18 protein-coding genes and 1 riboswitch are annotated in these 16,158 nt (G+C 66.8%); of the genes, 6 read left to right on the top strand and 12 right to left on the bottom strand.

Annotated elements, in window-relative coordinates:
• The first annotated feature begins 49 nt into the window (after positions 1 to 49).
• Positions 50 to 793 carry a TorF family putative porin gene (locus UB43_RS07550; protein ID WP_045209810.1) on the top strand — a complete coding sequence of 248 codons (744 nt, stop codon included), beginning with the start codon at positions 50 to 52 and terminating at the stop codon, positions 791 to 793.
• 219 nt (positions 794 to 1,012) lie between these two features.
• Here UB43_RS07550 and UB43_RS07545 read toward each other — a convergent pair whose 3' ends face one another.
• From UB43_RS07545 to UB43_RS07495, 11 genes are all read right to left on the bottom strand, one after another.
• Complete coding sequence (locus tag UB43_RS07545) at positions 1,013 to 1,408, bottom strand: thiol-disulfide oxidoreductase DCC family protein (RefSeq protein WP_045209809.1); 396 nt, start codon at positions 1,406 to 1,408, stop codon at positions 1,013 to 1,015.
• 73 nt (positions 1,409 to 1,481) lie between these two features.
• On the bottom strand, positions 1,482 to 1,937 hold the full coding sequence (locus UB43_RS07540) for a DUF3237 domain-containing protein (protein WP_045209808.1): 456 nt from the start codon (positions 1,935 to 1,937) through the stop codon (positions 1,482 to 1,484).
• 69 nt (positions 1,938 to 2,006) lie between these two features.
• The gene (locus UB43_RS07535; RefSeq protein WP_082085802.1) at positions 2,007 to 2,828 is read right to left on the bottom strand and encodes a class I SAM-dependent methyltransferase; all 822 of its coding nucleotides are present in this window, start codon (positions 2,826 to 2,828) and stop codon (positions 2,007 to 2,009) included.
• Between the two features lies 1 nt (position 2,829).
• Positions 2,830 to 3,201, bottom strand: coding sequence for a nuclear transport factor 2 family protein (locus UB43_RS07530; protein ID WP_045209806.1), 372 nt, complete (start codon positions 3,199 to 3,201; stop codon positions 2,830 to 2,832).
• A 90-nt stretch (positions 3,202 to 3,291) separates the two neighbouring features.
• Positions 3,292 to 4,116, bottom strand: coding sequence for an aldo/keto reductase (locus tag UB43_RS07525; RefSeq protein ID WP_045209805.1), 825 nt, complete (start codon positions 4,114 to 4,116; stop codon positions 3,292 to 3,294).
• 102 nt (positions 4,117 to 4,218) lie between these two features.
• The gene (gene ddlA / locus UB43_RS07520) at positions 4,219 to 5,313 is read right to left on the bottom strand and encodes a D-alanine--D-alanine ligase (RefSeq protein ID WP_045209804.1); all 1,095 of its coding nucleotides are present in this window, start codon (positions 5,311 to 5,313) and stop codon (positions 4,219 to 4,221) included.
• Between the two features lie 92 nt (positions 5,314 to 5,405).
• Positions 5,406 to 6,275, bottom strand: a complete 870-nt coding sequence (locus UB43_RS07515; RefSeq protein ID WP_256204905.1) for an ABC transporter substrate-binding protein — start codon at positions 6,273 to 6,275, stop codon at positions 5,406 to 5,408.
• Between the two features lie 131 nt (positions 6,276 to 6,406).
• The gene (locus tag UB43_RS07510) at positions 6,407 to 7,111 is read right to left on the bottom strand and encodes a ferredoxin (RefSeq protein WP_045209802.1); all 705 of its coding nucleotides are present in this window, start codon (positions 7,109 to 7,111) and stop codon (positions 6,407 to 6,409) included.
• Positions 7,111 to 9,066, bottom strand: coding sequence for a TonB-dependent receptor (locus UB43_RS07505; RefSeq protein ID WP_082085810.1), 1,956 nt, complete (start codon positions 9,064 to 9,066; stop codon positions 7,111 to 7,113). Before UB43_RS07505 ends, UB43_RS07510 begins: the two co-directional genes overlap by 1 nt.
• Before the next feature lie 93 nt (positions 9,067 to 9,159).
• A riboswitch (cobalamin riboswitch) is annotated at positions 9,160 to 9,367 on the bottom strand.
• 52 nt (positions 9,368 to 9,419) lie between these two features.
• The gene (locus UB43_RS07500) at positions 9,420 to 10,091 is read right to left on the bottom strand and encodes a hypothetical protein (protein WP_045209801.1); all 672 of its coding nucleotides are present in this window, start codon (positions 10,089 to 10,091) and stop codon (positions 9,420 to 9,422) included.
• 182 nt (positions 10,092 to 10,273) lie between these two features.
• Positions 10,274 to 10,702: a VOC family protein gene (locus UB43_RS07495; RefSeq protein ID WP_045209800.1), complete on the bottom strand. Its 429-nt coding sequence runs from the start codon at positions 10,700 to 10,702 to the stop codon at positions 10,274 to 10,276.
• Between the two features lie 172 nt (positions 10,703 to 10,874).
• Here UB43_RS07495 and UB43_RS07490 point away from each other — a divergent pair, with 172 nt between their 5' ends.
• Together UB43_RS07490 and UB43_RS07485 are read left to right on the top strand one after the other, a co-directional pair.
• Positions 10,875 to 11,243 carry a cupin domain-containing protein gene (locus UB43_RS07490; protein ID WP_156160367.1) on the top strand — a complete coding sequence of 123 codons (369 nt, stop codon included), beginning with the start codon at positions 10,875 to 10,877 and terminating at the stop codon, positions 11,241 to 11,243.
• A 191-nt stretch (positions 11,244 to 11,434) separates the two neighbouring features.
• Positions 11,435 to 11,740 (top strand): DUF3303 domain-containing protein, encoded by a 306-nt coding sequence (locus tag UB43_RS07485; protein ID WP_045209798.1) that lies wholly within the window; start codon positions 11,435 to 11,437, stop codon positions 11,738 to 11,740.
• Here UB43_RS07485 and UB43_RS07480 read toward each other — a convergent pair.
• Positions 11,730 to 12,728 carry a GlxA family transcriptional regulator gene (locus UB43_RS07480; protein ID WP_045209797.1) on the bottom strand — a complete coding sequence of 333 codons (999 nt, stop codon included), beginning with the start codon at positions 12,726 to 12,728 and terminating at the stop codon, positions 11,730 to 11,732. The genes UB43_RS07485 and UB43_RS07480 overlap by 11 nt on opposite strands.
• Positions 12,729 to 12,837: 109 nt before the next feature.
• Between UB43_RS07480 and UB43_RS07475 the strand changes: the two genes are divergently transcribed.
• The 3 genes from UB43_RS07475 to UB43_RS07465 all read left to right on the top strand — a co-directional run bounded on the left by UB43_RS07475 (position 12,838) and on the right by UB43_RS07465 (position 16,131).
• Positions 12,838 to 13,386: a cysteine hydrolase family protein gene (locus UB43_RS07475; protein WP_045209796.1), complete on the top strand. Its 549-nt coding sequence runs from the start codon at positions 12,838 to 12,840 to the stop codon at positions 13,384 to 13,386.
• A 216-nt stretch (positions 13,387 to 13,602) separates the two neighbouring features.
• Positions 13,603 to 14,199 carry a LemA family protein gene (locus UB43_RS07470; protein ID WP_045209795.1) on the top strand — a complete coding sequence of 199 codons (597 nt, stop codon included), beginning with the start codon at positions 13,603 to 13,605 and terminating at the stop codon, positions 14,197 to 14,199.
• A 21-nt stretch (positions 14,200 to 14,220) separates the two neighbouring features.
• A complete protein-coding gene (locus tag UB43_RS07465) occupies positions 14,221 to 16,131 on the top strand; it encodes a M48 family metallopeptidase (RefSeq protein ID WP_045209794.1) in 1,911 nt (636 codons plus the stop codon).
• The last annotated feature ends 27 nt before the right edge of the window (positions 16,132 to 16,158 follow it).

Below are 16,158 nucleotides of genomic sequence, written 5' to 3'. Positions count from 1 at the left end.
GCGGGATTTTTCATCTGCCCACAGACAATCACAACAAAGGGAACCCCGTATGAATCGCCCGCAATGGCTTGTCGGCGCGCTGCTCGCCTGCGCTCCGCTGACTTCCGCCCTGGCCGTGGAGCTCGGCGAAGGCTTCGCCCTGCAGATCGACACCGCCCTGCTCAGCGACTACCGCACCCGCGGCATCTCGCAGACCCAGAACGACCCCGCCGCCCAGCTCGGCCTGACCCTGCAGCACGCCTCCGGCGCCTACCTCGGCGTGTGGACCTCCAACGTCGACTTCGGCGGCGGCCTGAAGACCCGTCAGGAAACCGACTACTACGCCGGCTGGTACTGGCAGGCCAACGATGACATCGCCCTGGACCTGGGCTACATCAAGTACGCCTACCCGAAGGAAGCCCAGTTCAACCAGAGCGACACCTACGCCATCCTCCACGCCTACGGCTTCGAAGTGGGGGCCTACTACGGCAACGACTACCCCACCTACTTCGGCGAAGACCAGGCCAACCTCTACACCTACCTGGCCTACAACGCCGAGCTGCCGGCCGAGTTCAAGCTGCGCGTGCGCTACGGCCGCAACGACGCCAAGGACCCGCTCTACCTCTCCGGAGACGGCAGCACCCGCGACACCTACCACGAGTGGGAAGCCAAGCTGAGCCACGAGCTGCTGGGCTTCGACTGGGCGGTGAGCTACATCGACACCGACCTGTCGCAGAACGAATGCCGCACCCAGTTCGGCTTCGGCGATGTGTGCACGGCGACCGTGGTCGCCAGCGTGAGCAGGAGTTTCTGACGCGCAGGGGTGGGGCGCCGGTGGTACGCAGCGCAACGCCCGAATGCAGGAGCGCGGGCATGGCCCGCTCCTGCAGGAGCAAAGCCCCTCGCCCTCCCCCCTCTTCCGTAAACGGGACCGGGCTGGGGTGAGTGGGATACGAAGGCACGGACTTCCCGGAATACGGCAGTTGCCTCGACCGCTTGCCTCACTCAGCGCAGCCCATCGATGCGGGCGACGCTAGGATTGCGTCGGCAGCGGCTGGCGCTGCCCGCGACCGTGCAAGCGATAGCGGACAAGGCGATCGAGGCAGCCTTCGCGCAGCGAGCACGGCAGCAGCTGCAGGACCCGCAGCCAACGCCAGGGATGGGGCAGTTGCCCGAGCGTGCGCAGGAGAGCATCGCTGCGCTCGTAACCTTGCCGGTCATCGATGAACAGCAGGCTTTGCACGCAATCGCCGGGCAGGCCGAACCAGTCGAGAATCGCCCGCCCCTCGGCAGACTGCACGCTGTGCAGCCTCATCCGGCGACCTTGGTCCCGATGGCGGAGGAATCGGCTGAAATCGCTGGCGAGCGGGCAATTGCCATCGAACAGAACGACCTTGTCGCGCGGATGCATAGCGAGGGGAAGCGGCATCGTGTTTCTCCGACGATTACCTGATGCCCCTCACTATGCTCACCGCTTGTGACACCCGCAGGAACTATCCGTGTCAGCTATTGGTCAGCGAGAAGATGCGGTACTCCACCCACCCCGGCCCCAGCCTTCCCTCGCCCACCGCCAACTGATGGTTGAGCCAGCGGTAGCGGTCGTCGCCGACCTCGAAGCGCGGCTGGATCATGAAGTAGGTATCGCCAAACTCGGTACTGTCGCCCCGCGAGACCGCGTGGATGATCTTCGGGTTGGCCACGAGAAGGCCGATGTGCTGCATCAGGATGCGCGCCCCATCGTCGGTACGCAGCACCAGGCGCACTTCCAGGTGCCAGCTGCCGTCGCTGTCCACCAGAATCCAGTCGCCGCCGCCGGGCAGCACTTCGCCGCTCAGGCGCTGGCCCTTGAAAGTGCCGCCGCCGGCCGCCGAGATCAGCCGCTGGCCCTGCGGCACGCGGCCGATCTCCAGCGGCACACTGGCCTTCACGTTCATCTCCATCAACGGCTCGAGCTTCATCGCCAGCTCCTGAACAAGGTCGTCGTAGACGCATCAGTAAAGCAGCCAGGGCGCGCTGCGGCCATCTGCTCACGATGAGGGGCCGAAGCGATAGCGCAGCAGCCGCCCCATGCGACGCAGCGTCGGAATGGCCAGGGTGATCTCGTAGAGCAGGCGCATGCCCAGGGAGAGCCGGGCGATCTGTGCGCGGTCGTAGGCGGCGATGGCATCGACGAAACGCAGGGCCGGCACCTGTCGCTCAAGCTCCTGCGGCTCGTCGATGCCCCAGTGCAGCACCGCGCCGGTGCGACGGATCATCGGGTTCCACTGCAACAGGCGGATACCCAGGCGACTGTAGCCGTCGAACACCAGCTCGCCCTGGCCGAAGCGCCCGGTCAGCGCACCCAACAGGCGGAACACTTCGCCAGTCTCCACATAAGGCAGCACGCCCTCGGCAACCATCAGCACCGGTCGCCCGGTCGGCACCGCGCGCCACCAGTCCGGCGCAGTCAGGGAACTGGCCAGCAGGTGGCAATTTTCCCGCGCGGGATACAGGCGCTCGCGCAAGGCGATCACCTCCGGGAAGTCCACCTCGAACCACTGCACGGAAGACGGCGGATCGATGCGCCACACCCGGCTGTCCAGCCCGCAGCCCAGTTGCAGGACCACGCAGGCCGGGTGGCGGGCGAGGAAGTCGCGCACCCAGTCATCGAACAGCCGGGCCCGCAGGGCGATGCCCACCTGCTCGGCGCGGCCGATGTGCAGGCGGGCGAAGTCGTAGTCGATCTGCTCCACCGCCTGCCGCGAGAAACGGTCGCGCAGCAGGCTATCGGGCAGCTCGCTCTCCTTTGCCTTGGCGTACAGGGTGATCAGCAGGGTTTCCGGCGTGCCGCGCAGGGTGATGCGTTCCACGTCATTCGTGCAGGTAATAGAGCTTGTTGACGATCTGCCAGCCATTGCCAATGCGCAGCAGCGCCAGGTAGTCGGTGAAGTGCATGCCGAGGAACTCGTCGGTAACCTTGGCCACGGCGCTGTCGCCAGTGATATCCAGCGACTTCAGCTCCCACGCCGGCGGCGCGCCCTCGGAGGGCGGCGACTCGGCCTTGATCGCGCCGATGAACTCGTCCAGCGACGCCCACTCCAGCGCGCCATGGTAGTTGCCGATGATCTTGCAGGACGGATGGAACGCCAGGCGCAGGCGCGACTCGTCACCGAAGGTCATGCCCTCGACGTAGTCCGTCAGCACACGGTTGATGGCGGCGCTGTCCGCCGTGTAGTTGCTCATCGCTGCAGCCCTCCCCGGTCGGTGACCATGGGGCAAGGCTAGCACCGCGCCCCGGTCGCGCTCTAGCGAGCGACGACCGGGGCTGCGGCGTCACACCACCGCCAGGTGCCGCTTGCGGGTCGGCGGCGGGAAGGCGGCATCGAGCGCTTCCAGGTCCTCGGGCGTCAGGCACAGTTGCAGCGCGGCGGCGTTGTCGCGCACATGCAGCGGTTCCACCGCCTTGGGAATGGCGATCACCCCCGGCTGGTGGATCAACCAGGCCAGCGCCACGCGCGCCGGGGTGGCGTCGTGGCGACCGGCGATTTCTCCCAGCACCCGGTGGCGCAGCAGCTTGCCGCCCTGCCCTACCGGGCAATAGGCCATCAGCGGCATGCGCTGTTCCTGGCACCAGGGCAGCAGGTCCCACTCGATGCCGCGCTCCTCCAGGCTGTACTGCACCTGGTTGGTGGCGCAGGCCGGCTCGTTCAGTTCCTGCATATCGTCGAGGTCGAAATTGGAGACGCCCCAGCGTTTGATCTTGCCCGCCTCGCGCAGCCGCTCGAAGGCCTCTACGGTCTCCTCCAGTGGATACTGGCCGCGCCAGTGCAGCAGGTAGAGGTCCAGGCAATCGGTACCCAGGCGCCGCAGGCTGCGTTCGCAGGCCTCGGGGACGCCGCGCCGGCTGGCGTTGTGCGGATAGACCTTGCTGACCAGGAAGACCTTGTCGCGCAAACCGGCAATGGCCTCGCCGACCACCTCTTCCGAGCCACCCTCGCCGTACATCTCGGCGGTGTCGATCAGGGTCAGGCCGCGCTCGATGCCTTCACGCAGGGCAGCGATCTCGCGCTTGCGCTGGAAGCTGTCCTCGCCCATGCGCCAGGTGCCCTGGCCGATGGCGGGAACGACGGTGCCGTCGGCAAATACTACGGTGTTCATCTCGTGCTCCTTCTGACTGTTCGTTACGGGACACGGGGCCGGCCGCCCGAGACCGGGCGACGGCCACTCAGGGTAGCGCAGAAGCAGCCGGCGGGGCGTGGATCAGCGGTTGGTCTGCAGATTGCGCCGGGCGGCGTGGCGCTCGATGGCCAGGTCGATCAACCGGCTGACCAGCTCGCTGTAGGTCATCCCCGTGGCCTGCCAGAGCTTGGGATACATGCTGATGCGGGTGAAGCCGGGCAACGAGTTCAGCTCGTTGATCAGCACTTCGCCGCTCTCGGTGAGGAACACGTCGACCCGCGCCAGGCCGGAGCACTCCAGGGCGAGGAAGGCGTCCACGGCCAGCTGGCGGATGCGCTCGCTGGCCTCGGCGGGGATATCGGCGGGCACCACGACCTTGGCCGCCTCCTCGTCGATGTACTTGCTGTCGTAGGAGTAGAAGCCACTGCCGACGACGATCTCGCCACAGCCGCTGGCAATCGGCTGTTCATTGCCCAGCACCGCGCACTCGATCTCGCGGCCCTTCACGGCGGACTCCACCAGTACCTTGTCGTCGAAGGCCAGCGCCAGGCGCACGGCTTCGTCGTACCCGGCCTCGTCCTCGACCTTGCTGACGCCCACCGACGAGCCCATGTTCGCCGGCTTGATGAACAGCGGCAGGCCGAGCTTGCGCTGCGCCTCGGCGAACCGCGTGCGCGCGGCATTGGCGCGGGTCAGGGTGATGAAGGGCGTGATGGCGATGCCGGCGTCGCGCAGCAGGCGCTTGCTCACGTCCTTGTCCATGCAGATGGCCGAGCCCAGCACGTCGGAGCCGACGAAGGGAATATCGGCCATGCGCAACAGGCCCTGCAGGCAGCCGTCCTCGCCCTGGGTGCCGTGGACGATGGGGAAGATCACGTCGACGTGGTCGAGCAATTGGCGGCTGGCGGTTTCCACCAGTTGCTGCTCGGCCTTGCCCGGCACCACGGCCAGCTCGCGGTTGGAGCGGTTGAGGGCGATCAGCGCCGGGTTTTCCTGGTTGAGCAGGTAGTCGGAGGCATCGTTGAGGTGCCAGCGGCCCTCCTTGTCGATGCCCACCAGCACCGGTTCGAAGCGCTCGCGGTCCAGCGCATCGACGATGTTCTTCGCCGATTGCAGGGACACCTCGTGCTCCGCCGAACGCCCACCGAAAATCACCCCAACGCGCAACTTGCCCATGACAGCCTCCCAATGAACGATCGGCGTTTTCTAGCACGGCCTCCGGCGCTTGGGTAGGAACAGTGGCCGGCGAACAGACGGACGTCCGCTCCCTAGAACCGGCTCAATGCCTGCGCCAGTTCACGCGCAGCCTGGCCACTGTGCACACCGGGGAACAGGTGGGTGAAGGGCAAGGCCACGAAGCGCCCTTCGCGCACGGCGCGCAGACGCGAGAGCACCGGGTCGGCGCGCAGCGTTCGCCTCTTGTGCTCGGCCGTGGACCACAGCGCATCGGCCAGCAGGATCACGTCCGGGTCGCGCGCCAGCAGTTGTTCGGTGTTGGCGGTGAAGCTGCCCAGGTCGACATCCTCGAACAGGTTGTGCGCGCCGGCGGCGTGCAGCAGCTGGGTCACCACGCCGCGCCGGCCCTGGCTCTCCAGGCCATTGCTGGCGCTGTCGAGGTAGAAGACTTCCAGCGGTGTGGTCCCGGAGAAATGGCCGCGTGCCTGGGCCAGCGCGGTGCGTTGCTGGCGGATCAGCTTCTGTGCCTGCCGCTGCTCGCCGAGCAGCTCGCCCAGGGTCGTCAGGTCCGTCTCGACGCCTGTGAACAGATCGTCCTGCCACACGCCACAACCCGCATCCAGCAGGTAGCTGGCGACACCATGGCCGGCCAGCTCTTCGCGAGACAGGTTGCCCAGCCGGAACGCCGAAGCGAAGCCGGCCACCACCAGGTCCGGGCGCTGCGCGTAGACCGCTTCCGCCGATGGATACTGGCGCGCCAGCAGCGGCACGCCGCGATAGCGGCCGCCACTCAGGTTGAGGTCGTCATCGATGTAGGCCACGCCGACCAGCCGCTCCCCGGCGCCCAGCGCCAGCAGCAGGTCGGCAGCGTGCTGGTTGAGGGCGAGGATGCGTTGCGGCGGGTGGTCGATGTGCCAGTCCTGCCCGCAGTTGCGGTAGTCCTGGGCGGACGCCGTCGCCATGCCCAGCATCGCCGCCACCCCAAGCGCCAGGACTGAACTGTAGGAGCGAGCTTGCTCGCGAACCAAGCCGGGCACCCATGGCCTCAAGCGGTTCGCGAGCAAGCTCGCTCCTACAAAGAGCCATGCCGGCCTCATGCTTCGTCATCCACGCGCAATTCCGCCACCGGCACACCATCGCGCAGGTGCTCCGCCACTACACGGCAAACCTGCTCATCACTGCGCAGGCCGTACCAGACGCGTTCGGGGTAGACCGTCAGCACCGGCCCGCGATTGCAGGGGAACTGGCAGCCGGTGCGGGTCAGCAAGGCGCCCTCGCCGTTCTCGTAGAGGTCGTGGCGAATCAGTTCGCGACGCAAGGTCTTCCACAACGGCAGTGCACCCCGCCGCACGCAGCGCGGCCCGGTACAGAGGAACAGGTGATGCCGGTGCGGCGGCGGCGCGGACCAGTCCGGCTGTGACGGCACCACACCGACACCCCGGCATTCCAGCTGCTGCGCCGGATCATCGATCGCCGCCAGCACCGCGCCGACGTCGAGCCCACGCCGGCCCAGCGCCGATGCCGTGATATTCGGCACCGGCGCCTGCGGAAACTCATCCGCCAGTGCCGCCAGTTCGGCGCGCAGCCAGTCGAGGTAGGCGCCATCGGTGGCGGGTTCCAGGTCGACCAGCAACAACGCCACGCCATCGGCAAGCTGCGTGCGCGCTCGCGCCCAGAGCACGTCGAAACCCTCGCCGGTATCGATGCATTCGACACCGTCCAGGTGCGCCGACACCTCGCGGTGCAGGCGCTCGCCCTGGGCGCCGGCCAACGGGCCGACCAGCAGGATGGCCTTCATCAGAAGCTGAAGGTGTAGCGCAGCTCGGCGGTGCGCGGCCGGCCGAGGTTGTCTACCTGGCGCATGCCGTTGCTGGTGCGGCCGGTGGCGTAGTCGCGGTCCAGCAGGTTCTCCAGCAGCAGGCTCAGGCGGTGAGCGCGGGCCGCGTCGAGGTAGCGATAGGCATCGCCGTCGAGCACGGTGTAGTGGCCGTAGTCATCGTCCTGGGCGCTGACGATGGAGCCCACGTAGCGCGCGGCAAGACCGGCGCCCCAGAGGTTGTCGTCGTAGCCGGCACGCACGCGGGCGAAGAAGTGCGGGATGTTGTTCACCGTCACGCCCTCGCGGCTGTCCACCAGGTTGCGCGTGGCATCGGCGGCGAGCTGCCAATGGCGACCGAACTGCCACTGGCCGTTGGCTTCCACGCCGCGCACTTCGATCTCGCCGTTGCCGTTCACCCATTGATCGCCCGCGAGGGTGATGAGGTCGGTGATCTCGCGGCGGAACAGCGTGACGCTGCCGCTCCACGGCTGGTCGAACAGCTCGCCGGTGTAGTCCAGGCCCAGCTCGGCATTGCGGCTGCGCTCGGGCTTGAGGTCGCGGTTGCCGACTTCGTCGCCCGGCTCGTTGACGAACAGTTGCTCGGCGGTGGGCAACTTGAAGGCGGTGCCGAACTGGCCGCGCAGCTTGAGCTGCTGCGTGAGGTCGTAGAGCGAGGTCAGCATCCACACCGTGGCGCCTTCGCCGCCGGAGATTTCCTCGCGGCGCACGCCCAGGCTCGGGTGCCAGTCGGGCAGCGCGTCGATGCGCGGGCGCAGCTGGGCGTACAGCGCATGGGACTCGGCCTTGTCGTTGTCGATGATCAGCACATCGTCCTGGCCCTTGTACCACTGGTTGTCGCTGCCGAAGACCAGCTCGTGACCGCCGCCGAACCTGGCCTTGCCTTCGAGCTGCGCGCCCCAGTCGGTAAAGCCCCAGTAGTCGTTGTGGTTGAGCACCTGGGTGCCGCCGCCCTGCAGGTTGTAGACGCGGTCGTAGCGGGTATCCCAGTCGTTGATGTGGGTCTTGGCGAACCAGCTGAAGTCGTCGTTGACGCTCTGCTGGAAGGTCGCCGTGGCGATCTGTTGCACGCGGTTGTTGCTGGTGTGGTGGTTCGATGTCGGCCGGGCAAAATCCAGCTCGGCGTCGGCGTACTGGTAGAACAGCTCCAGCCGCAAGGCGTCGCCGATGGCCTGGATGGCCTTGGCGCCGAACACGTTGACGTCATAGGAGCGGCGCTTGTCGCTCACTGTGTCGGTCATGTCGCGGTCGCGATACGGCTGGTAGCCGTCGGAGCGGTTGTGGCTGACGTAGGCCATCAGGCCGAGGTCGCCCAAGCCGTTCTGCACGATCTTCTCGGCGCGGGCATCGCCGCTGCGGCCCTTGAAGGTATCCAGGCCGAGGTTCACCTCGCCGGACGCCTCGCGCGAACGCGCGCTGCGGGTGACGATGTTGATCACCCCGCTCACCGCCTGGGTGCCGAACAGCAGGCCCTGGCCGCCCTTGAGCACCTCGATGCGCTCCACCGCCGTGGTCGGCAGGGTGTCGATGTAGATGCCGCCGTAGAGGCGGTTGTTCAGGCGCACACCGTCCAGCAGGATCAGCGTGTCATCGTTGCGCCCGCCCAGCAGCGAGTAGGTGCCATAGTCGAACGGGCCGTTCTTCGGCGCGACGAACAGGCCGGGCACGTACATCTGCAGCACGCGGGTGATGTCGGCGCTGGGGCCGGCGCGCTCGATCTGCTGGCGGTCGATGACCTCCAGCTTGCTGCCGTAGCGGGCCATGTCGGCCACCGTGGTGGACTCCACGGAAGGCGCGCTGACGATTTCATCGGCCAGGTCGAGGGGAGCCGCCACAAGCTGCGAGCTGAGGGCACAGAGGGAGAAAACGGGAATCCAGCGCGGGGCGCGCCGGGAGATGAAAGCAGGAGAATGCAAGGTGATCGCCTCGAAATCGGGATTTCGCAGGCGGCGCAGCGACACCCGGAACGAGCGCGCCCCGGGAACCGGCTCACGCCCGCCCACCGCGGGTTTGCCAAACAGGTTCCAGGCCGGTCTCCGGGCTTGCGAGGGTCCTGGGGCATCCGCCTTCCCATGCCTGAGCACAGTGGCCTAGTGGATGCTCCGCTCGCTTACCGTTGCGGGGGCAGCGCCGGACTGATCGCACGAGGGCGACGCACCGGCTTCCCGTTTCACCCCACGCACGGCGGCGGGGGGCACCTGAAACGGGGCGAATCTGAACACCGGGAGGCACGGCGGGTCAAGCCACGTCGTCTCTCGACAAAGGCGTCTCAACTCTGGGGTTTAACTGGGCCGGCCGCCGGGGATATTCCGCCAGGACGGTGCAGGGAATCGGGCGAAATCGAATAGAGCGCGAACACCGCCGGCGAAATGCTCAAGTCCGGGCGATATCGAGTCAGGCCGAGAAGAAAGGCGCGATGGAGCTCATCGCTATTGGCGGAAAAGTTATGGAACAGAAAGTTGCCGGCGAACACGAACCCGATGACTTTCTGCCCCCTGTACCACCAGATGAGCCTTTTCATGCTGTCATGCTGGAGGCCGAGCAACACGTCGACATCGGACTGAAGCAACAATCCAAGAGGCCGCTTGGACGGGGATGGCGTGAAGTCTGACCAGAGGAATTCCCTTGTTATCCTGCCGCCCCTGCCCAGGCAATGCACTCCGCTTTCATCAATCTGCACCTGCTGATATATGCCTGTGCGCCGGATGTTCCAGCCGATAACGGCCATCAACAGGGCTGTGATCAAACCGAGAAATACCGCCCCCACGCGATCATCGAAGGCGTTCGAATCACTCGCTTCGAGGAAGGAAAATCCCGCGAGGAACAAGGCGAGCACAGTGGGAGTCATGAGCACGACGATCCCCAGCACAGATACGACCATGCTGGGCATGAGCCTGCGCCGTGAGGTCACCGGCGTAAATTCCGTAATCGCACTTTCCATCCAACGACACCCTTCTGACCTGGCTCCTGAAAGAACGGGCCAGCAGCACGCTGTGCCGCCCCCATGACCTTGAGAGGACCTGCCGTGCCCAGCCCGTGGGGGTCTTATCACGTGTCCACTCAGCAGTACGGAAACTGCGGCAATGAACCGCAACGGCATCGACAGACTGTGACGGAGGTGGATCAGTGCCAGGGATCGTAGGTGCCGAAACTCCAGATGTGCCCTTCTGGATCGCGGCAGGTGAAGCCCTGGCCGCCGTAGTCCTCGTCCTTGATGTCGATGACGATCTGCGCGCCGCCGTCCATTGCCGCGCGATACAGCACCTCGGCATCCCTCACCACCACGTAGATGCTCTGGGTGCAGCCGCCGATTTCGTCGGGCTGGCGCATAAGCCGGCCGTACTCGTTGTCGTGCAGCGACCCGAGCATCACCAACCCACTGCCGTCGGCCAGCGCCAGCTGCGCGTGGGCAATGCCGCCGTGCTCATCGGCAACCACCAGCTGCCGCTGGAAACCGAAGGTGGCGCACAGCCAGTCGATGGCCTGCGGCGCATCGCGGTAACGCAGGCAGGGGATGACGCTGGGGCGGGCAATGGGAGCGGGCGTGGGCATGGCGGTCTCCGGAGAAAACGAGCGCGATGTTCTGAGCATAGTCGCCCGCTCTTCGCTCCCCGCTGCTACACGGCGACCCGCAGCCACAGCGACACCGAAGCGCAAGTTCCTGCAAGACCGCTCCAGGGGCCGGCAGTAGTTTGGGCTGACCGATCCCCAGGAGAAAACCACCGTGACCCAACGCCAACCGATCAACCTGCAGGACAAGCTCGGCCGCATCAGCGAAACCTGGCAACCGCGGGTCATCGCCGAGATGAACGACTACCAGCTCAAGGTGGTGAAATTGCAGGGCGACTTTGTCTGGCACAGCCACGCCGACACCGACGAGACCTTCATCGTGCTCGACGGCGAGCTGCGCATCGACTTCCGCGACGGCCCGCTGACCCTGCGCGCCGGCGAACTCTACGTGGTGCCCCGCGGCGTGGAGCACAAGCCCTACGCCGAACACGAGGTGCAGCTGATGCTGATCGAACCGCGCGGCGTGAAGAACACCGGCGACCAGGGCGGCGAACGCACGGCGGAGAATGATCGCTGGGTGTGACCGTCGATCACCTGCCTTGGCGGCCGCCGATCAGTGGCCGCTCCCGCTTCGCCGGGTGCTGCTATGCCTGTCGGAAGAACGCCGCTCCCAGCCGGAGACTGTCACGCCTGGGATACACAGGCGCGGCTCTGGCGGCGTCGCCGGTTCGGGTCCGCGTCCATCGAAGCCCGGAGTCGGGCCGGAGGTGCGACATGCTCTATCTGGTGAACTGGACCATCCCCATCGAGAACCGCGACAGGATCATCCAGCGCTTCCTCAAGACCGGCGGCCAGCCACCGCCCGGCGTGAAGCTGATCGGCCGCTGGCACGCCATGGGCCACATGCTCGGCTTCGGCCTGGCGGAAGCCGAGAACCCGCTCGATGTACAGCGCTGGATGTTGCAGTGGACCGACCTGATGCACCTGCAGGTGCACCCGGCGATGACCGACGCCGAATATGCGCCGCTGCTCGCGCAGATGCTGCAGCAGGCGGCGGACACGCCTTCGGTCAGTCCCTGAGGGCGACCTCGGCTGGCTTGGCGCCGAAGCGCTTGCGGTAGTCGCTCGGCGCCATTCCGGTGATCTTGCGGAAGGTACTGCGGAACGAGCCCGGATCGAGGTAGCCGACGGTATAGGCGATGTGGTCCACGGTGCCGTTGGTGAATTCCAGCAGCTCGCGCGCCTTGCCCACCCGCAGGTGCTGGCAGTACTCGGTGGGCTTGAGCCCGGTGGCGGCGCGGAAGCGGCGCAGGAAGGTGCGCTCCTCCAGCCCGGCCTGGGCGGCCATGGCGGCGAGACTGACATCCACCGCGCCATTGCCCTGCAACCAGTGCTGCACCTTGAGGATCGCCGCGTCGCCATGCCCCAGCAGCGGCGCGAAGTTGCTGCCGCATTGCTGGGCGCTGTCGCTGTGTTCGACCACCAGGAAACGCGCGGTGCGGCTGGCGATGCTCGGGCCGAGCAGGCGGTCGACGATGCGCAGGCCCAGCTCCGACCAGGCCATCAGGCCGGCGGAGGTGATCAGGTCGCCGTCGTCCACCATCGGCTTGTGCGCTTCCAGCCGCACGCGAGGGAAGCGTTTGCCGAAAGCCTCGGCGCCGCTCCAGTGAGCGGTGGCGCTGCGCCCGTCGAGCAGGCCGGCCTCCGCCACCAGCAGGCCGCCGATACACACCGAGCCGACGATGGCGCCCTCGCCGTGGCGCGCAGCGAGCCAGTCGGTGAGGTTGCGCAGCGGTGCGGCGTCGGGCAGGCCGAACAGCGAAGGCGGCACCAGCACGGCGACCAGCCGGCTGGCTGCCCCCGGATGCGTGTCGAAGACACGGCGGGGTTCACCGCCCTCTTCGCCGGACCAGTGACTGATGCGCAGAGCGGGCAGCTGCTGCGCGGCTTCTTCGCCGGCGATGCGATCGGCTACCGCGAACAGGTCGGTAAGCCCATGCAGCGCCGCCGTCTGCACACCGGGGTAGAGCAGCAACCCGATCTCGACGACGCTCCGTTGCACAACCATTGTCAGTTTTCCCCCGGTTATTGTCGTTCCGCCTGATCCCCGCGTGGCGCGCGGCGAACCATACTGATTCCACTTCCTCACCACTCAACGTTCAACAAGGACTTCGGAAATGGCCAAGCAAGCGCTCATCCTAGTGGATATCCAGAACGACTACTTCCCTTCCGGCAAGTGGCCGCTGGTCGGCATCGAAGCCGCCGCCGACCAGGCCGCCAAGGTGCTGGCCGCGTTCCGCGAGCGCGGTGACCTGGTGGTCCACGTGCGCCACGAATTCGAAAGCGCCGACGCGCCGTTCTTCGCCCCCGGCAGCGAGGGCGCGAAAATCCACGGCAAGGTCGCCAATCTGCCCGGCGAGCCGGTGGTGCTCAAGCACTTCGTCAACGCCTTCCGCGACACCGACCTGAAGGCCATCCTCGACCAGCACGGCGTGGAATCGCTGGTGGTGGTCGGCCACATGAGCCACATGTGCGTGGATGGCGCGGTGCGCGCCGCCGCCGACTTCGGCTACCCGGTGACTGTGCTGCACGACGCCTGCGCCACCCTGGACCTGGAGTTCAACGGCGTTAAGGTTCCGGCAGCCCAGGTGCACGCGTCCTACATGGCATCCCTGGCTTTCGCCTACGCCGAGGTGGTGTCCGTCGCCGAGTACCTGAACCGCTGATTCGCCGGGAAAGCCTATCCGGCGGAAGCTCTCCTGTAGGAGCGGGCCNNNCCCGCGATCGCGCGCATGGCCCGCTCCTACAGGGAGATACCGAACAGGCCGGGCTCGCTCCAGGCAAAAGCGCGATCAGCCCTAAATATCGGAAAAAGGATAAGGTCCGCCTTGCTGGCTTTCCGCTATGATCGACGCTCGATCGCCTGCCGATAAGGACATCCCATGAGCGTTTCCTCGATCATCACCCTCGCCATCATCGCTGGCGTGATCTTCCTGCTGATCAGTGTGTTCAACCGCCTGGTCGCCCTGCGCAACCGCTACCAGAACGCCTTCGCGCAGATCGAGGTGCAGCTCAAGCGCCGCTACGACCTGATCCCCAACCTGGTGGAAACCGCCAAGGCCTACCTCAAGCACGAGCGCGAGACCCTGGAGGCAGTGATTGCCGCCCGCAACGCGGCGGTCGCCGGCCTGAAAGCCGCTTCCGAACAACCCGGCGATGCCGGCCGCATGGCGCAATTGGCCGCCGCCGAGAATGCCCTGGGTGGCGCGATGGGGCGCCTGAACGTGACCCTGGAAGCCTACCCGGACCTCAAGGCCTCGCAGAACCTGCAGCAGGTCAGCGAAGAGCTGTCGAGCACCGAGAACAAGGTCGCCTTCGCCCGCCAGGCGTACAACGACTCGGTGATGGAGTACAACACCTACCGCCAGTCGTTCCCCGCCAACTTCCTGGCCGCCACCTACGGCCACAGCAAGGACGCCAGCCTGCTGGACTTCGAGGACAGCAAGGCAATCCAGGCCGCGCCGAAAGTCGCCTTCTAACTCCCCGGCGCAGGACGCGCGATGAACTTCTTCGAACACCAGGACCGCGCCCGCAAGCAGACCGGCCGCCTGGTCCTGCTGCTGACTGTCGCGGTGGTCTGCCTGGTCACCATCACCAGCTTCGCCCTGGGCTGGCTCTGGCGTCACCTGGGTGAGCCGGCGCTGCACCTGACCTCGCGCGCCTCCCTGCCCGACCCGGAGCTGTACCTGTCGGTGGCCGCCGTGATCATCGGCGTGGTCGTGCTGGGCGCGCTGTACAAGCAAGTGCAATTGAGCGCCGGCGGCAAGGTCGTGGCCGAGAGCCTCGGCGGCCGCCTGCTCAACCTCAGCGCCGGCAATGCCGATGAGCGCCGCCTGCTCAATGTCGTCGAGGAAATGGCCCTGGCCTCCGGCTCGCCGGTGCCGCCGGTGTACGTGCTGGAGGACGGCTCGATCAACGCCTTCGCCGCCGGTCTGACGCCGCGCGACGCGGTGATCGGCATCACCCGTGGCGCCATCGAGCAACTCGACCGCAACGAACTGCAAGGCGTGATCGCCCACGAGTTCAGCCACATCCACCACGGCGACATGCTGCTCAACACACGGCTGACCGCCCTGCTCCACGGCATGCTCCTGCTTGGCCTGATCGGCGGCATGCTGTTGCGCGGCTGGAGCGAAACCAGCACCGGCATCCGTGTCAGCAGCCGGAGCAGCAGCAACGACAAGAACGGCGGCGGTAGCGTGGTGCTGCTGGTGATTGGCGCCGGTGTGGTGCTCTATGTGCTGGGCTATGTCGGGACCTTTTTCGGCCAGTTGATCAAGGCTTCGGTGAGCCGCCAGCGCGAGTACCTGGCCGACGCCTCGGCAGTACAGTTCACCCGCGATCCCTCGACCATCGCCGGTGCGCTCAAGAAGATCGGCGGCAACCCGCTGGGCGCCCTGCTCAGCGCGCCGCGCGCGGCCGAGTTCAGCCACATGTACTTCGGCGATGGCGTGGGCAGCAGCTGGTTCGACACCCACCCGCCACTGAAGGATCGTATCCGCCGCGTCGATCCGGGCTGGGACGGCCGTTACCCGAAGTTCGAGCCGCGCCTGGACGTGGCACTGATGGACAAGGACGCATGGACCGCCGCCGTCACCGGCCAGCCTTACCAGCCCTCCGCCGTGGAAGTGGCGGTGGCCGCGGTCGGCGCGCCCACCGTTGCGCACCTGCAGGAAGCCCGCAGCACCCTGCAGCGCCTGGACGAGCGCCTGCAGCGCGCCGCCCATGACAGCGAAGGTGCGCAGGCGCTGGTGTACGGCCTGCTGCTGGACAGCGAACCCGACCTGCGGACGCGCCAGCTGGAAGCGATCAAGCAGCGCCTGAACCTGAGCCTGGCGCTGCAACTGGACCTGCTGGAAGAGTCGCTGCTGCAACTCGACCCCGGCCAGCGCCTGCCGCTGCTGGACCTGGCGATGCCGGCACTCAAGCAACTGGACGCCAAGGCCTTCCTCGCCCTGCGCGAGAACATGGCGCTGCTGATCAAGCTGGATGGCAAGGTGAAGCTGCTGGAATGGACGCTGCTGCGCATCATCGAACGCAACCTGCGGCCGGGCAGCGGCAAGATCGGCAACGTGGCACTGGCAGACCTGTCCGAAGCCTGCGCAACGCTGCTGGCCTTCCTCGCTCGCGTTGGCGAAACCAGCGACCTGCAGACCGAGCAGGCATTCGCCGATGCGTGGGGCGGCCTGCCCTTCGCGCCGCGGCCGCTCCCAACTGCTGCCAGTCTGCGCGACCTTGAGACCGCACTGAAGCAACTGGAGCAACTGCGCCCACTGCAGAAACCGCAACTGCTCAAGGCGCTGGCACGCTGCATCGAGCATGACGGCCACATCACTGCCGGCGAGGCGGAGCTGATACGCGCGGTGGCGGATATCCTGGACTGCCCGATGCCGCCCTTGCTGCCCACCTGACAGTTACCCTGTAGGAGCGCGCCATGC

This window comes from Pseudomonas sp. 21 (assembly GCF_000955805.1).
GTDB lineage: Bacteria > Pseudomonadota > Gammaproteobacteria > Pseudomonadales > Pseudomonadaceae > Pseudomonas.
Note: the sequence above shows the minus strand (reverse complement) of the source record. Positions and strands in the feature narration are given on the sequence as shown.

Excerpts from the sequence above, each read along its gene's own strand:
- UB43_RS07550 (WP_045209810.1), top strand. The coding sequence starts at position 50 with ATGAATCGCCCGCAATGGCTTGTCGGCGCGCTGCTCGCCTGCGCTCCG.
- UB43_RS07545 (WP_045209809.1), bottom strand. The coding sequence starts at position 1,408 with ATGCCGCTTCCCCTCGCTATGCATCCGCGCGACAAGGTCGTTCTGTTC.
- UB43_RS07540 (WP_045209808.1), bottom strand. The coding sequence starts at position 1,937 with ATGAAGCTCGAGCCGTTGATGGAGATGAACGTGAAGGCCAGTGTGCCG.
- UB43_RS07530 (WP_045209806.1), bottom strand. The coding sequence starts at position 3,201 with ATGAGCAACTACACGGCGGACAGCGCCGCCATCAACCGTGTGCTGACG.
- UB43_RS07525 (WP_045209805.1), bottom strand. The coding sequence starts at position 4,116 with ATGAACACCGTAGTATTTGCCGACGGCACCGTCGTTCCCGCCATCGGC.
- ddlA (WP_045209804.1), bottom strand. The coding sequence starts at position 5,313 with ATGGGCAAGTTGCGCGTTGGGGTGATTTTCGGTGGGCGTTCGGCGGAG.
- UB43_RS07515 (WP_256204905.1), bottom strand. The coding sequence starts at position 6,275 with ATGGCGACGGCGTCCGCCCAGGACTACCGCAACTGCGGGCAGGACTGG.
- UB43_RS07510 (WP_045209802.1), bottom strand. The coding sequence starts at position 7,111 with ATGAAGGCCATCCTGCTGGTCGGCCCGTTGGCCGGCGCCCAGGGCGAG.
- UB43_RS07500 (WP_045209801.1), bottom strand. The coding sequence starts at position 10,091 with ATGGAAAGTGCGATTACGGAATTTACGCCGGTGACCTCACGGCGCAGG.
- UB43_RS07495 (WP_045209800.1), bottom strand. The coding sequence starts at position 10,702 with ATGCCCACGCCCGCTCCCATTGCCCGCCCCAGCGTCATCCCCTGCCTG.
- UB43_RS07485 (WP_045209798.1), top strand. The coding sequence starts at position 11,435 with ATGCTCTATCTGGTGAACTGGACCATCCCCATCGAGAACCGCGACAGG.
- UB43_RS07480 (WP_045209797.1), bottom strand. The coding sequence starts at position 12,728 with ATGGTTGTGCAACGGAGCGTCGTCGAGATCGGGTTGCTGCTCTACCCC.
- UB43_RS07475 (WP_045209796.1), top strand. The coding sequence starts at position 12,838 with ATGGCCAAGCAAGCGCTCATCCTAGTGGATATCCAGAACGACTACTTC.
- UB43_RS07470 (WP_045209795.1), top strand. The coding sequence starts at position 13,603 with ATGAGCGTTTCCTCGATCATCACCCTCGCCATCATCGCTGGCGTGATC.
- UB43_RS07465 (WP_045209794.1), top strand. The coding sequence starts at position 14,221 with ATGAACTTCTTCGAACACCAGGACCGCGCCCGCAAGCAGACCGGCCGC.